Below are 13,626 nucleotides of genomic sequence, written 5' to 3'. Positions count from 1 at the left end.
GTGTGGACCGCTAAGGTTTCCCCGATTGGGGTGGGGTCCGATTGTCTCTATTTGAGACATACTTCCTACTAAAGCAATCGGCGGGCCAGTTTGTTTGGGATCCTTTTGCACCACACTTTGCGGCGAAGGGGTGTTCAAAGCTTTTACACGTAAAACCTCATGTAAAATCAATTACTTAGGGCGATTTTAAGGGGCTGTCGCTAAACCTGACGGCTTTTCCTTGGCGCTGGGCGGTTTTAGGGCTGAATCACGAGGCCCTTGAATAGACCAATAAAAGCAATCAGTTAGGACAAAACATTCGCGCGGGCCAAGGTGGCCCTTTCCTTGTAATACACCAAGGCAGAGGAGGTCGCTCTCATGTGGAAGTGGCTTGGGACCGCGTTGGTCCTATCAATAGCATTAGTTGTTCAAGCCTGCGCGCCGAAATCCCAGGAAGACTGTGGTTTCGTGCAAAACGTGTATGGCGAACGAATCTCCTGGAAAAGCGATGCTCCAGTGACCATGCAACTGCATACCTCGATTCCGGATTCCATGGTGCCAGCAATCATGCGAGCAGCAGAAACCTGGGAACGCACCGCCGGACGCAAACTGATCAATATCATTCAATATCCACGTTATAGCGGACCGATCGTTCCTCACAAAGACGGGCAGAATATCATCTATTTGATGGATGCCTGGGAAAGCAACCGCGCTTCGGAACAGGGGCGAACAAGTGTTTACTGGATCGGGGACCTTATTAAGGAAGCCGACATCCGTTTGAACGGCTATGACTTTAATTTCTATTGGAATGGTGCCACTTTGACGACGGCGGTGAATCCGTCCCGCAAAAGCTCCGGCCCGGTGAATATTGAGGCTTTGGTGCTTCATGAAATGGGTCACGTGCTCGGCCTGAAACACAAGGATGGCGCGGGTTCCGTGATGGCGACCTATCTGTCCAGCGGTGATGACCGAGTGGTGCTGGCAGAGACAGACAGCTCAGCCCTGCAGTGCGAGTACTAGCGCCTAGCAGTGTAAAATGTCCATGTAAGTTTATTTAAGTTGTTGGAACTGAAAAAAGCTAACTAGACTTTGATTTCGCGCCTGAGAACGCAGGTGAAGGAGAACAAGATGAGAGTGATCACTTTGGATAAAAACGCACAAGTTGAAGCGGTGGTGACCGAGTCTGTTGTTGAATCCTTTTCTCCTGTGGCTCACAAAGCTTACCACGAGATGGCCGACAAACCTGTTGTGGAAGTGGATGCTTTGGCTCAGTTGCACGCCAATCTTGAGATGCTTCAGGATCTGCAAACTCGTCTGGCGTTTGTAATGCGTGAAGTTCGTTATTTGATGAAAGTCTAAGGAACACCCGTTCCGGAGAGTTCTTTTTCTCCACCCGGGGAAGAATATTTTCTTACTGCGTACTTCTGTATGATGACAGTTTAAACAAATTCCGATTAAATTTCGGATATGAAACAAAATCCTGAAGAATTTCAAGCTTACTTTCAAACTCATTTCGACAAATGGGGACTAACTAAAACTGAATGTGAAGTGGGTAGCCTGATTCTTCTTGGCCTCAGTCTGCGCGAGATCGCGGACAGGCGGGGCACTTCTGAAACGACAACTCGTCAGCAAGCCCTGAGCCTTTACAAAAAAGCCTCAGTGGAGGGACGTCATCAGTTGTCGGCTTATTTCCTGGAAAATCTGCTGGCCGCGCAAACGAGCCTTAAGCCTTTCGCTCAAAGCGGCTCGGAATCCCTTTAGGAATGTGATAGACAACCCAGTCGCCATCGCGCTGGCGGGTCATGCCGTCTGTGATGACGGGTTTGTCGAAAGCAAACTCTTCACGGAATGTCTGGAAATTGGAACTGCTGACGCTTTTTCCGTCTTCCTCAATCTTGTCTTTGAAAGAACGCTGACCGGAAACGGTGGCGCGATCGTTTTGAATCGTCACCTTTACGGAATCCTTTTCATGCTCGGGCACATAGGCACGCAGAATATAGAAATCCGGATTTTCCTTTAGCTGACTGCCGCGGTCTTCAACCTTGTAAAACGGATCGGCTTCTTTGGTGGCGTATTTGCCGGCGGCTTTTACAAAGTCCTTGCGGGTTTCAGCCAGTTCACGCACATAGCGTTTCTTCTGAATGTTCAAAGATTCGCGGTTGGCATCCTCGGTTTTCATGTAAGTGCTTTGGAAACGGTCATGCTGGTTGTCCAGCTGGTTTTCATAAGCCACTTTCTGATCCTGCAGGCGGGAAGAGTACTGTTTGTTCAGATTCTGTTCGCGGGATTCCCACTGCGTCTGCTGCTGGTCATAGCGTTTTGCAAAATCACTGTCCTGACGAGCCAGTTGTTTTTGCTGCTTTTCATTTTCCTGAACCAGAACTTTTTCGCCGCGTTCGCGCAATTCGCCATATTCTTTTTCATTGCGTGCACGCACGCGCTCCTGCACGTTGCGGCCGCGCTCAACTTCGCTTTTCAGGCTGGCATCGTTTTGCGTGCGTTGCTGTTCCAGGCGTCGATCGCTGAACTCATTCAGTTGGGACATGTCCTTGTTGTATTTTTCTTTGGCGCCCTTGATGTCATCGGCACTTTTGGTGCGCACGTATTCCACTCGTTCGGCGGCGTCTTTTTCAATGCTGGCCACTTTTTCGCGGGAATCTGTCTGGGCCTGCGCAATCTGTTCAGCGCGTTTTTGACGGGTGGTGGTCAGCTTTTCGTCATAGCCTTTGGCAATAGCCTGGGTGCGGGAATTGTATTTCTCAGTCAGACGCTGACGGTCCTCATGAGCTTCGGAGGCGGCCTGTTGCTGGCTTTTGCGGATGTGATTGATGGCGGCTTCATTCTGCTCCTGAAGTCCGGCCTTCTTATCGTTATAATAGTCCTTGAGATCAGAAAGTTGTGCTTCGTTCTCTTTCACGAGCTGCTTTTTTTTGCGCGCGTGATCGGCTTGAAGTTCACTCAAATCCGCTTGCTGGGCTTTTCTCGTGGAATTGTCAATTGACGACATGAAACCAGTGTATCAAATCGACACACAGGTTTTAAGGTGCCGGGGCGGGCTCGGCAGGAATCTGGCCTTTCGGGTTGGGGCAGTGAGGTTGGAAATCACTGGTGCGCCCATAACAGCGCCAGGTATCAATGTAGGTAACCTCTTCATCGGCGGCCACGGGATAGTAATAGCGGTATTGGACGTGATCCAACGTGCTTTCGACTAGACGGAAGTCTTGCGTCTCGGGTTGTTGTGCCTGGGGGGCGGCGGTCTTTTTTGTGATCTTCAAAAGAAAGACCCGGTACTCGGCCTGTGCAAAGGCCGGCAGCAGAACAAATAAGAAAGCCGATAAGAAGATCCGATATTTCACAGTTCTTCCTATCGGCTTTGCGGTGGGAATCTTGAAAGACACCAAATCCGACCTCTTCAGAATAACACTCTGTCGGCACATCGCATTAAATAAGCGCGGTGATGTCGAATTAATACTCTAAGCTTTAGACGAAATATCGAAGATCCCATATTGGCTGAAGCAAGTCGGGGAAAGTGTGCAAACTTTAAACGAAAAAACGGGAATTATTAGTTCCCGTTTTCTTTAGTGTGCGTGTTCGTGATTGGCGCGGACCGTGTTTTCCACGATGTGGAAGTAGGCCCTGACCAGCATCTGGTAGGAATCCTGATCCAGTGCCTGCAAGTACGCCATTTTTTCAAAGTAGGTCTTTTTCGCGATCAGTTCTGTCATGACATCCTGGACCTTCTTCATCTTATCGAAGCTGTAGAAGTCCTTATCGTCTGCCACTTCCTTAAGGACCGTGGCGATCGACTTGTTGTCAAAAAGAACATGAACACCCATGGCGGAATGAGACAGCAAAGCTTCCATTCGTTCCAGACTTGTTTCTTCTAAGTTGACCAAGAGCGCCTCCTGCTGACGTCTTAAGTTGAATGGTGAGGAATATTGTCCACACTTGCAAGACCAAAAATGCGTCTATGACAGGGGCCGTCGAGAGTGTCTTTTTTCTAGTTGTTGGCTGAAGGGATTGTCTCAATAATAAAAAGGTGAAGGAGGCGAAAACAAGGACCCGCGCAAAGAAGAAACCAAGCACCTCCTCCGAAAAAGAACTCATTCTGGTTGATGAGGCGGCTGGACTTATTTTTGAGAATGAAAAAGACCTTTTTGGCTATTTCCAAAGCGCCATCGATAAGCTGGAAGAAGAGTATATCGCTCTGCGTTCGGCTGAGGATTTCACTGACGAAGAGCAAATTGAACGCGAGCATTATTTGGAGTCCACATTGGACGAACCAGATGAAGTCTGGATGGATGACAAAACCTTCGAAGAATTTGCCATCTATCACTTCATTAAAAGTTTCGAAGAGGGCAATGAAGCCTTCAAATACGTCGCGGTCGCGTACGTGTCCAGTGAAGACGAGTACCCTTCATTCGTGTTCATCCATTTCCCATCCAAAGACAGTCGCGTGTGGCAGAACTATCAGCGCGGTGAAATGGTCTATGATAAGACCTTCGAAGAAGTATCCGCAGGCTCGGTGGAAGGTGATGCCATGGGCGAAGGGGATCCTTTGGCCATGGGTCTTTATCAGGCGATGCTGAAAGTGCGTGGGGAAAAGGACATTCCACAGGAAAAGTTCAAAGACTACGCCGACCTTCGTGAAGAAACTATCGAAAGTGCCGATGAAATCTGGCGCAAAAACGATTTGGACGGAAACATCCTGGTCAGCTTCATCCGCGAATTCCCGGATCACGAAACCACCAAGGACCTGATCTATATCGCGGTCACTCAGGAAGACGAAGACTCCAACGTTCATTCGTTGCTGTTCTCGTTCCCAACGACCGACAAGACGCTGGCAGATCGCTACCGACAAGGCGAAAACTTGCAGGCCGAAGAAGTCAGCCAGGAATCCGCCCACTAGGCGGCCGTTGAAAACGGCCCATCTGACTGCGTTGTCGGGCGACCTTCTCGCTCCGACGTGCAGGAGCACGCCTGCGCTGCGAGGGTCTACTCCGCCTTGCATCTGGGCCGTTTTGAACGGCCGTGGTCGCAAAAGGTACCTGCTTACTTTTGCATAAACACCGCGTAAAAATGAAAAAAGCCACTCTGGGGGAAGAGTGGCTTTTTTGCGTTTGGGGGTTGGGACTTATTTAGAAGCAGTAGTTGTTCGCCATGGACTGGAACTGGGAAGTTGTGAACTGACCAGACTTGCCATAGAACGGGTGCAGCTTCTGCAGGACACCGGCGCGGGTTGAGCCGTTGTCGTTAGCGTAGTCTGCTGGGTTTGCAGAGAACAGTGGCAACAGACCGTCGACCGTGTTGATCGCTTTGTTGGTGGAGGCATCGTAGTTGGAGATCTTCAATGCATCGTATTCACCATTTGGATCTTTCAGATCAACCAGGATGTTGACGTTGTTGAAGAAAGTCTGTGGATCTGTGTAACCCATGCCGGAAGCAACAGTCACAACATCAGACCATTTCAAAGTCGTCTTCCAGCCAGTCAGGTATTGACCGTTCGCCGGGTTCATCAAAGCGAAGTTCAAAGCGGAAGTGTCCAGGTTGGTGTAACCGGATGGGTTTGCCAGCCATTTCCACAAAGAGATATAAGAACCGCCGGTTTTGAAAGTCGCTGGAAGTGAAGTCAGGCGCAGGTAAACGTATTCCATGCGAACATAGTTGCTGGAATCAACGAAGACCTTCATTTTACCGGTGATCTCGTTGCCGGAAGCCTGATTGCAATAAGCCAGAGCTTTAGAAGAAGCAGAACCAATGTCTGTGACTGGTGTGCGGCTGGAAGAATCCGTAGAGCCTGCTACCTGCTGGCTGGATCCGCAAGCTGTCAACATGGACAGTGCACCGAGTGTCAGAAGAGTTGTGAAGATTTGTTTCGCATTTTTCATAAAGCCCCCTAATGCCAATCTATAAAGCAACAGCGGTGCCATAGGTCAGACTGAGACAAAATAAAAAACCACCTGATTTCAGGTGGTTGCAAATTCCATCATTCTCAGGGTGATACGTTCCCAGAGTGAAACGTCAAACTTCTAAGAGGGTGCCGCGCAAGGCGTGTCACTTTGCGCGCAGGTTTCTCATTCTAGTGCAGTGTCACGGTGATGTGTCCGGAGATACTTAAACCCTCAATCGTCATAGAACCCATGGAAGGTCCGTTGCCCGCGCGAATGGCGCCGATGTGAATGCGATCAAAGTGAGACGGAAGCTGAGTGGTAGAAATGGTTTTTCCATCCTTGATCACCGTCATTTGCAATGAGCCATATCTTTCTCCTACAACTGTGATGTTTTCCAGGGTGATACCGAAAGCTTTGCTGACCGCCTGAAGGTGGTTCATGACTTCAACCCCGGTCATGGGTTGACCGGAAACCCGTCTTACTTCAAACATAAAAAGCAGGCTGCTGGCCAAATCGGCCGAGCCGTAGACTTTCGACATCTCGTCGTCTGTCAGAGGTTGAAGTTTGGCGTGGGAAGGAACAGTGCCAAGCAGAAGACCAGCGATCAGAAGGAACAAGAGGGCTTTCATAAAAACTCCTTGATTGTGAATGGAGATGTTCTAATGAAAGAATGCAAAAAATAAAAGAGCGCCAGTTTCGTCACCGGCGCGTTTAAGTCTGAAATCTCATTGTTTGTTTATGGTGGATTACACTTAAGACAGGCTGAAAAATCTTCTAAGCAGGTTCGCCGTTCCCGTCGTCTCTGCCGAACACGGGGCCGTAAGAACCTGAATGAACACGTTCCCACCACTGGCCGTTTTGGCGCAGATCCTTGAAGTCACTGAAGCGGTATTCGTAGCGTTCAAAACGCAGGAATCTTGGCGAGGTTCCTTTGAACGGATCCTTGCTGAACAGGGTCATCACGTCGGGGGATTGTTCAAATACGCGGGTTGCGAGGTTTTGCAGCCACATGTTTTCGTTGAAGTTCTCTAGAGCCGCAAACCACATCTGCCAGTCCATGCGCGGCTGGTGGGGAGCACACACCGGAGGAGCTTTCTTCAGGCTGCCAGGCTTAAATTGGAACTCATAATCTTCCCAGTTCAATCCGTCGTTGCTTCCCTGTAAAACCACTTCCGGGCGGGTCTTCGTCATCACCGCAAACAGCCCATAGGGATTATTGATGCGGAACGGATAGAAGAAGCGCATGTACGGCAACATGAAATTTAATTTCGTGCTGTTTTCAGAAAGCGTTTTCAGAATCCAAAACAGGGACGACGGAACCAGAATCAATGCCGGAATCAGCATCACCGCAGTAGGCAGAGTGGTGGCTTCAACCCAGTTGATTTTGAAACCCCACGCCGAATCCGGCAGCACGGCCAGGCAAAGTCCGATGGTCAGCAGATTAAAGAAGCCATAGTTGCCAGTCAGGATGATCAGGAATTGCAAAGTCAAAAGCAGCGCCACGGCAACGACCTGGATTTTTCCGGGAACCAGCATCAGGAACGGACACACCAGTTCAATAAAGAACATGATCACGGTGCTCATTTTCTGGAACCAGCGGGGCATCTTGTGCGCGAAGTAAGCCACTGGCGTGGGCAGCGGCTGTGTCCAGTAGTGATAAGTCAGGGCCGTCAGGTCCTTCCAACTGCCATCTTTGTGCGTAAGTTTTACGATGCCGGATAAGAACATCAGTTTGAACAACAGGAAAATCACCAGCCCCAGCATGATCGGATGCAGGTTGTGCGCCGCCAGTGGAATCCACTCCCACTGCCAAGGGGCGAAGAACAATCCCAAAAAGCCCAGCTCAAGAAGCAAGCTGTCCCACTGATAACTTAAAAAGATCTGCCCGCAACTGACAAAAGAAAGGTAGCAGATGAAACACGTCAAAAACATAAAGCTCTGAGAAAACCCCAGAAATGCCAGAGAAGAAGCGGTCATGCCGATAAAGCAGAAAAGTTTCAAAGTTAAATCGCCGGAAGAAAACCAGAACAGACTGGGAACGTGATAGAAGCGCTCCGCTTTAAGCTCTTTATCCAGAAGATTCAGCAGATGATCAATCGACAAGATGCCTTGAGATCCATAAAGACCCAATACCTGTGGCAACAAAGACAAAAAGGCGACAAAGTAAGCCAGCGCCAGTGTCTTTGAAATGATCCAGCTTGCGATGTTGTAGTCTTCAATTAACATATCCATTCTTTCTGTCGCTGATTTCCGGCACGCTTATCTGAAATCAATAGCAAGTCCAAGGTGCTTCCTTTTAGCCTGATCCCGGGTCGCATACATCAATCATAACCCAGGAGAATATATGAAAGCATTCGTTCTATCTCTCTTTGCAGTGGTGGCCTTGTCAAGTGCCACGTCTTTTGCTGCTGAGGAAGTGGTCAATCTTCAGGAAATTCAAGAAAACTTCGTAGTGGAACCTGTTTTTGAGGCCAATCGCCTTAGTTGTCCTTCCGACATGATGCCCATTGCGAAGTATTGCTGGAACACGGGACGCGGGTGTTTCGTGAAATGCGGAGTGGTCTGCCATCCGAAGCGTGAAACTCCGCCACCTGTTCCGGAGCCTAACTTTGTTGAATAAATAAAAAAAGCGCGCCTTTTAAGGGGCGCGCTTTTGAGTTCGCTCTAGGATCTTGTGACCACCCGGTTCACCAGAACCAGAATCACCGCGCCACCAATACCGATGGCAATGCCCTCCCAACTGAATGCGTTGTACTTGGGCCAGTGAAACACCCGGGGCGTCAGGAAGTTTCCAATGAAAGATCCCGCAAGGCCCAAAAGAATCGTTCGAATCCATCCCATGTTTTCGCTGCCGGGGATGATGATCTTCGCAACCACGCCCACGCCCAGTCCCAGCAGGGACCAAAGCACAAACTGATTAAACCAAGGATGATTCAAAACCATATTCACGTACGTCATAAAGTTCCTTATGCTTCGCCGATCTCAACCCATGTAATGCCATCGCCGCCACCTTCCGGTGATCCGGCTTTCCATTTTTTCACGTAAATGGAGCGGGACAGGTAGGTGCGCACGGCTTTCTTCAAAGCTTCCGTGCCATGGCCGTGGATGACCTTAATACGATCTTCGCGGGCTTGGGCGGCTTTGTCCAATGCCAATTCCAGTTCCTGCAAGGCATCTTCGACCGTGCGGCCGCGCAGATCCAAAGTGCGATCATCGTCAGCCAAAGCCACGGTGATGTTGGAGCTTTGACGGACCAGTTGGGACGTCGGATTGGACGGTTTCCCCGCAGGTTTCAAAATAGTCCATGGCAGTTGCAGGCGCACAGAGCCTGACAAAATCATGACTTCACCCTTGGAGTTTGGCGTGCTCTGGATGATGCCATCCTGATTCAAGGTCGGAACATACACCTTGGATCCCGGTGGGAACTTCTTACCAAACTCTTCGGCGGTTTCCGGTGCTCCCGGCTGCGTGATCGGTTTGGCTTTCACGATTTCTGGCAGCTTGTATTTGATTTCCTGCAAAGCGGTGTGACGTTTGAAGGTCTCATCGGCTTTGGCGTGGGCAATGGCTTCTTCCACTTTGCGCTCGGCTTTTTTCAGCGTGCGCTGCAACCATTCGTCCTTGTCCTTGTTGAACTGCTCAAGCATGCCTTCATACTTGCGCTTCATCTCGGTGGCTTTCTTGGTTTCTTTTTTCAGGTGTTCCTGCAAAAGATTGATATCCGCCTTCAGTTGCTCGATCTGCTCAAGACCTTCCAGGCGGGCGCGTGTGGCCGGAGCCAGCACATCCAAAGCGCGCTGAACGATATTTTGCGCAACGCCCACGCGTTTGGCTGTTTGAATCGCCATGGAATCCCCGGGAATACCAGCCAGAAACTGATAAGTCGGGCGGCCGGTTTTCGGGTCGTACTCCAGGCTTCCGTTATAGACGCGGCTTTGTTCGTCCCAGCCTGATTTCAACGGGCCCAAGTGGGACGTGATCACGGCAAAGACGTCGTTGTTCGAGAATTCTTCGATAAAGGCACGGCCCAAAGCGCTGCCTTCTTCCGGATCGGTGGATCCGCAGATCTCGTCGATTAGAATCAGGTTGTCGCGGCCTTTGACAGATGCGGCTTTACCTAGAATTTTCAAATGAGCGGCAAAAGTGGAAAGTTCTTCATCCACACTTTGTGCATCTCCAATGCCGATCAGGACATTCTTAAAGAACGGCAGCTTGGAGGTTTCGCTGGCACAGATCGGCAGACCACAGCGGGCCATTTGCGCCGCCAGGCCGATGGATTTCAAAAGCACGGTTTTACCACCGGCATTGGGACCACTTAAAAGCAAAATACTTTTGTGACCTTCCAGCAGCACGGTGTTGGCGATGACTTTTTTTCCGGACAGTTGCAGCAACGGATGGCGAACCTCGATCAGCTCCATGCTGTCATCAGAAAACTCAATCGGGTGGGCTTCCACCTGATTGGCAAACTGGGCTTGGGCAAAACGCACGTCGGCGTCTTTCATCAGCACTTGCGAGCTTTCAATGTCCAAAGACTTGGAAGACAGATAACGGGAAAGCTCGGTCAGAAGTCTTTCGATCTCGTCTTCAATCTCCACCTCGATCTGCCGCAGGCGGTTGTTGGACGGGATCACTTTTTCCGGTTCAATGAACACGGTCTGTTTGGTCTGGGAAGATCCGTGAATCACACCTGGCAAGTGGTGTTGCATGCCGCTTCGAACCGGCAAGACCCAGCGACCGTCACGGGTGGTGACGTACTTGTCCTGAAGGACGTTTTCCATCTGATGATCTTTTACCAGACGATCCAGGGTGTTTTGCACTTCACGCGCCAGACGCTCTTTTTCGCGGAAAAGTCGGAACAGGGTTTCGCTGGCGTCCGATCTGATGTCCCCGCTGGGAGTCAGGATCTGGTCAATCGCAGAGACGGGTTCCTCGGCCTTCATCAGGCTTTGGTGAATGCGCTGGGCCCAGTCGTTTTGTACCGGGTGCAGGGCTTCTTTCAGCGCCAAAGCTTCCAGGCAGAAGCTTCTGACATCTTTCATTTCCAAAGTTTTCAGAACCGCGTTTTTTTTCAGGCGCAGAATCCAGGTTGAATAAAGATCCAGGCTGGTCATGAACGGGCGGACGCCTTGGTTTAAGACTTCCGTGGCGTTCTTGATTTCCTGAAAGCTTGCGTGCGCCTCTTGCGGAGTTTTCAATGGCTCCGTTTGCATAATGGCTTCACGACCCATGTCACTGGTGGCGTGGGATTTGATTTTTTCTAGAATTTCTATCCAGTCAAGAACGACGAGATCTTGCATTGAGGGCTCCTCGGCCAATCACTGCTCCCAGCACAAGTATAATAACAATCCAGTCCCAATGACCCCATTGGACAAAGAAAGTAAGGGGAGCGTTTTTAAGATACTTTATCACGAACTGTCCGCTCCATTCTTCATGGAGTGGCGATTTTTGTAGAACGTCACCGTTTGCCAAAACAGCGGTGCTGACGCCAGTGTTGGTTGAACGCACCAGCGGACGGCGCACTTCAATGGCCCGGGCCAGAGTCATGTACAGGTGCTGTTGCGGCTCAAAGGTTTTTCCAAACCAAGAGTCATTGGTCACGTTCACCAGAATATCTGCGCCTTTTTCGGCAAGCCCACGGGTGAAGGACGGGTAAAGACCTTCATAGCAGATCTGGCCGCCCCATTTGATGACTCCTTGCGGGGTTTCCCACTTCATCACTTCCGGTCCATGGCCGCGGCCGAAGTTTGAAACAAACGGCAAAAGCTTCAGCAGGAACGGGAACTGCTCACTCAGAGGCAGGTATTCACCAAACGCCAGAAGCTCCGTCTTGCGGTAAGGTTTGTCCAGGTTGTTACCCAACTGATCTACCAGGAAAAGCGCGTTGTAAGTGGAGGTGTCCTGCTTTTCGTCGGCCTTGGGATCTTTGGAATAAGCCCCGGTGATCAGCGGGCGGCCCAGGGGTTGAAGACCGGAAATCAGGATCTGGGTGTGTTTGCGGTCCAAAAGATGCTGATCCAGATAATCCGGGAAGGCCGTTTCGGGCCAGATCAGGATGTCGGTCTGCGGATACTTTTGCATAGCAGCAAAAGACAGATCCAGGAACTTGCGGGTGATGACTTCCTGATAAGCGCGGCCCTGTTCGGCGTAGATCTTTTCCAGATTGCCGATATTGGCCTGAACCACGGTGGCCTTGGTTTCGCCGTCAAACTTGTTCCAGGCTTTCCCATGCCAGAAGCCCCAGCCCACCAAAGCAGCAAAAGTCAGCGCCAGCAATGACAGGTGACTTAAGGCTTTTTTGACAAAGCTTTGTTTCAGCCACACGTAACCCATCCAGGCGTTGAAAAGCAATACCACCGTGGAAAGCCCGTGGAAACCGACCAGATCCGCCAGATGATACATCGGAATTTTCGACCAGATCAGAGTGTAACCCAAGTGCCATTCAAAGATGACCGGCCAGGTTCGCTCCAAAAGCGCGTGCAAAAGAGCGATCGTAAACAGTGTCTGTCCGCCGGAAAGCTTGAATCTGAGGCGCAGCCAGGTTGCTGCCGCCACGGCCACCGGGATATAGAGATGCATAAACGCACAAAAAAGCAGCAGCGCCAAATAGGACACGGCCCACGGAAGCTGACCGAATTCATGTGCGGTGTAGGCGATCCAGTGAAAACCAATCAAGGTCAGAATGAACTGCGTGACCCATCCGGCCCAGAAAGATTTCTTCACCGACGAGGATTCTTCCGTCACGTAAATCCACAGCGGCGTGTAGCAGAAGATCAGCGCCCAAGGTGGAAACGGAATGTAACTTGTGCCGACGAGAATTCCGGAGAGAATCGCCCAACGAAAATCGTAGGCTTTATGCTTGAAAAATTGAAACCATCTCTTCATCATGGTATTAGTAACATAAAGAGTGAGTGAGTCCACGTGAAATTGAAGATCAGATGCCCATCATGCGCGAAATTGTACGAGGTTGAAAGTGACGACATCCAGACGGAGTCGCCGCTGTTTCAGTGCATTTCCTGCGAGGGCCGATTCAGTTTCGAATATCCTCCTCAAGATCCGGCGAATGTGATCTGTTTTGCAGTTTCTCTTGAAGCTGAAGAGAGCTCACCTGCTGAATCCGCTCCTGAGCTGGAGAAAAGCGAGCTTGTTCTTGCTGCTAAGCGACAAGAGGATCATGCGATCGAGCCGGGCGCTCAGGAAATGAAATCCTGCCCGAAGTGCGGGGCTTTGAACGGTCGCCGTGCGAAAGAGTGTTACTCTTGCCACGTGATCTTTGAAAAGCTGGAAGGTCTGCCAAAGGATCCTTCTTTGAAAGCGCAGCCAAGCCTTGTGCGCAAGTGGAAGAACCTGGTTGAAAACTTTGACAACGAAGATCTGCATGACGAGTTTATCCGTTCTTGTCATGAACTGGATGCTTTGCGCTTTGCTATCTTGAAGTATGAAGACCTTAAAACCGCTCAAGGTGGCGATCCACAGTGTGATCAGATGATCGCACGTATCAACTCTTTGATGATGGTGGGACTGAGCCAAAAACCTACGGCGAAAGATCCGACGGTGAAGCCAAAATGGAACAAGTACATGTACTGGGGTCCGTTTGGTCTGAGTGCGCTGTTGATTTTGTTGGGTATGATCAACCTGGGTCACCGCAATCTGATCGGTGTGGGTGTGGCGCTAGCGTGTATGGCGGCCGGACTGATCGTCATGATCAAAGGCAAAATCTCCGCCTCCGATTTCCTGGATTAAAAAACAAAAGGCTCCC

At 50.3% G+C, this 13,626-nt stretch carries 15 protein-coding genes; 6 read left to right on the top strand and 9 right to left on the bottom strand.

Annotation, left to right across the window (positions count from 1 at the left end; all coding sequences use genetic code 11):
• The first annotated feature begins 357 nt into the window (after positions 1-357).
• The 3 genes from B9G79_RS12460 to B9G79_RS12450 all read left to right on the top strand — a co-directional run bounded on the left by B9G79_RS12460 (position 358) and on the right by B9G79_RS12450 (position 1,740).
• On the top strand, positions 358-999 hold the full coding sequence (locus B9G79_RS12460; RefSeq protein WP_198298007.1) for a matrixin family metalloprotease: 642 nt from the start codon (positions 358-360) through the stop codon (positions 997-999).
• Between the two features lie 108 nt (positions 1,000-1,107).
• Entirely contained in the window at positions 1,108-1,338 is a 231-nt protein-coding gene (locus tag B9G79_RS12455; protein ID WP_088565796.1) for a hypothetical protein, read from the top strand.
• 189 nt (positions 1,339-1,527) lie between these two features.
• Positions 1,528-1,740: a helix-turn-helix transcriptional regulator gene (locus B9G79_RS12450; protein WP_232468642.1), complete on the top strand. Its 213-nt coding sequence runs from the start codon at positions 1,528-1,530 to the stop codon at positions 1,738-1,740.
• Here B9G79_RS12450 and B9G79_RS12445 read toward each other — a convergent pair.
• The 3 genes from B9G79_RS12445 to B9G79_RS12435 form a co-directional block, all read right to left on the bottom strand.
• Complete coding sequence (locus B9G79_RS12445) at positions 1,703-2,941, bottom strand: Hsp20/alpha crystallin family protein (RefSeq protein WP_232468641.1); 1,239 nt, start codon at positions 2,939-2,941, stop codon at positions 1,703-1,705. The two genes, B9G79_RS12450 and B9G79_RS12445, sit on opposite strands and share 38 nt — an antisense overlap.
• A 76-nt stretch (positions 2,942-3,017) precedes the next feature.
• Complete coding sequence (locus tag B9G79_RS12440; protein ID WP_088566879.1) at positions 3,018-3,335, bottom strand: hypothetical protein; 318 nt, start codon at positions 3,333-3,335, stop codon at positions 3,018-3,020.
• 222 nt (positions 3,336-3,557) lie between these two features.
• A complete protein-coding gene (locus tag B9G79_RS12435; RefSeq protein WP_157678781.1) occupies positions 3,558-3,875 on the bottom strand; it encodes a hypothetical protein in 318 nt (105 codons plus the stop codon).
• A 143-nt stretch (positions 3,876-4,018) separates the two neighbouring features.
• On the opposite strand from B9G79_RS12435, the gene B9G79_RS12430 reads away from it, so the two are divergent.
• The gene (locus B9G79_RS12430; protein WP_088565793.1) at positions 4,019-4,888 is read left to right on the top strand and encodes a PBECR2 nuclease fold domain-containing protein; all 870 of its coding nucleotides are present in this window, start codon (positions 4,019-4,021) and stop codon (positions 4,886-4,888) included.
• A gap of 229 nt (positions 4,889-5,117) precedes the next feature.
• On the opposite strand, the gene B9G79_RS12425 is transcribed toward B9G79_RS12430, so the two are convergent.
• From B9G79_RS12425 to B9G79_RS12415, 3 genes are all read right to left on the bottom strand, one after another.
• The gene (locus B9G79_RS12425; protein WP_232468640.1) at positions 5,118-5,867 is read right to left on the bottom strand and encodes a hypothetical protein; all 750 of its coding nucleotides are present in this window, start codon (positions 5,865-5,867) and stop codon (positions 5,118-5,120) included.
• 191 nt (positions 5,868-6,058) lie between these two features.
• The gene (locus B9G79_RS12420; RefSeq protein ID WP_088565791.1) at positions 6,059-6,499 is read right to left on the bottom strand and encodes a hypothetical protein; all 441 of its coding nucleotides are present in this window, start codon (positions 6,497-6,499) and stop codon (positions 6,059-6,061) included.
• 145 nt (positions 6,500-6,644) lie between these two features.
• Positions 6,645-8,102, bottom strand: coding sequence for a lipase maturation factor family protein (locus tag B9G79_RS12415; RefSeq protein WP_088565790.1), 1,458 nt, complete (start codon positions 8,100-8,102; stop codon positions 6,645-6,647).
• A gap of 112 nt (positions 8,103-8,214) precedes the next feature.
• Between B9G79_RS12415 and B9G79_RS12410 the strand changes: the two genes are divergently transcribed.
• Positions 8,215-8,490 carry a hypothetical protein gene (locus B9G79_RS12410; RefSeq protein ID WP_088565789.1) on the top strand — a complete coding sequence of 92 codons (276 nt, stop codon included), beginning with the start codon at positions 8,215-8,217 and terminating at the stop codon, positions 8,488-8,490.
• A 44-nt stretch (positions 8,491-8,534) separates the two neighbouring features.
• On the opposite strand, the gene B9G79_RS12405 is transcribed toward B9G79_RS12410, so the two are convergent.
• From B9G79_RS12405 to lnt, 3 genes are read right to left on the bottom strand one after another with little or no spacing between them, the layout of a single operon-like run.
• Positions 8,535-8,828: a GlsB/YeaQ/YmgE family stress response membrane protein gene (locus B9G79_RS12405; protein WP_088565788.1), complete on the bottom strand. Its 294-nt coding sequence runs from the start codon at positions 8,826-8,828 to the stop codon at positions 8,535-8,537.
• Between the two features lie 8 nt (positions 8,829-8,836).
• Entirely contained in the window at positions 8,837-11,167 is a 2,331-nt protein-coding gene (locus B9G79_RS12400) for an endonuclease MutS2 (RefSeq protein ID WP_088565787.1), read from the bottom strand.
• Entirely contained in the window at positions 11,145-12,755 is a 1,611-nt protein-coding gene (gene lnt / locus B9G79_RS12395) for an apolipoprotein N-acyltransferase (protein ID WP_232468639.1), read from the bottom strand. The genes B9G79_RS12400 and lnt overlap by 23 nt, the downstream gene beginning before the upstream one ends.
• A 33-nt stretch (positions 12,756-12,788) precedes the next feature.
• On the opposite strand from lnt, the gene B9G79_RS12390 reads away from it, so the two are divergent.
• Entirely contained in the window at positions 12,789-13,610 is an 822-nt protein-coding gene (locus B9G79_RS12390; protein WP_088565785.1) for a hypothetical protein, read from the top strand.
• Positions 13,611-13,626 lie beyond the last annotated feature (16 nt).

It is taken from the genome of Bdellovibrio bacteriovorus (assembly GCF_002208115.1).
Lineage (GTDB): Bacteria > Bdellovibrionota > Bdellovibrionia > Bdellovibrionales > Bdellovibrionaceae > Bdellovibrio > Bdellovibrio bacteriovorus_C.
Note: the sequence above shows the minus strand (reverse complement) of the source record. Positions and strands in the feature narration are given on the sequence as shown.

Bases quoted from the DNA above. Each gene is read 5' to 3' on its own strand.
- B9G79_RS12460 (WP_198298007.1), top strand. From the start codon at position 358: ATGTGGAAGTGGCTTGGGACCGCGTTGGTCCTATCAATAGCATTAGTT.
- B9G79_RS12455 (WP_088565796.1), top strand. From the start codon at position 1,108: ATGAGAGTGATCACTTTGGATAAAAACGCACAAGTTGAAGCGGTGGTG.
- B9G79_RS12425 (WP_232468640.1), bottom strand. From the start codon at position 5,867: ATGAAAAATGCGAAACAAATCTTCACAACTCTTCTGACACTCGGTGCA.
- B9G79_RS12420 (WP_088565791.1), bottom strand. From the start codon at position 6,499: ATGAAAGCCCTCTTGTTCCTTCTGATCGCTGGTCTTCTGCTTGGCACT.
- B9G79_RS12415 (WP_088565790.1), bottom strand. From the start codon at position 8,102: ATGGATATGTTAATTGAAGACTACAACATCGCAAGCTGGATCATTTCA.
- B9G79_RS12410 (WP_088565789.1), top strand. From the start codon at position 8,215: ATGAAAGCATTCGTTCTATCTCTCTTTGCAGTGGTGGCCTTGTCAAGT.
- B9G79_RS12405 (WP_088565788.1), bottom strand. From the start codon at position 8,828: ATGACGTACGTGAATATGGTTTTGAATCATCCTTGGTTTAATCAGTTT.
- B9G79_RS12400 (WP_088565787.1), bottom strand. From the start codon at position 11,167: ATGCAAGATCTCGTCGTTCTTGACTGGATAGAAATTCTAGAAAAAATC.
- lnt (WP_232468639.1), bottom strand. From the start codon at position 12,755: ATGATGAAGAGATGGTTTCAATTTTTCAAGCATAAAGCCTACGATTTT.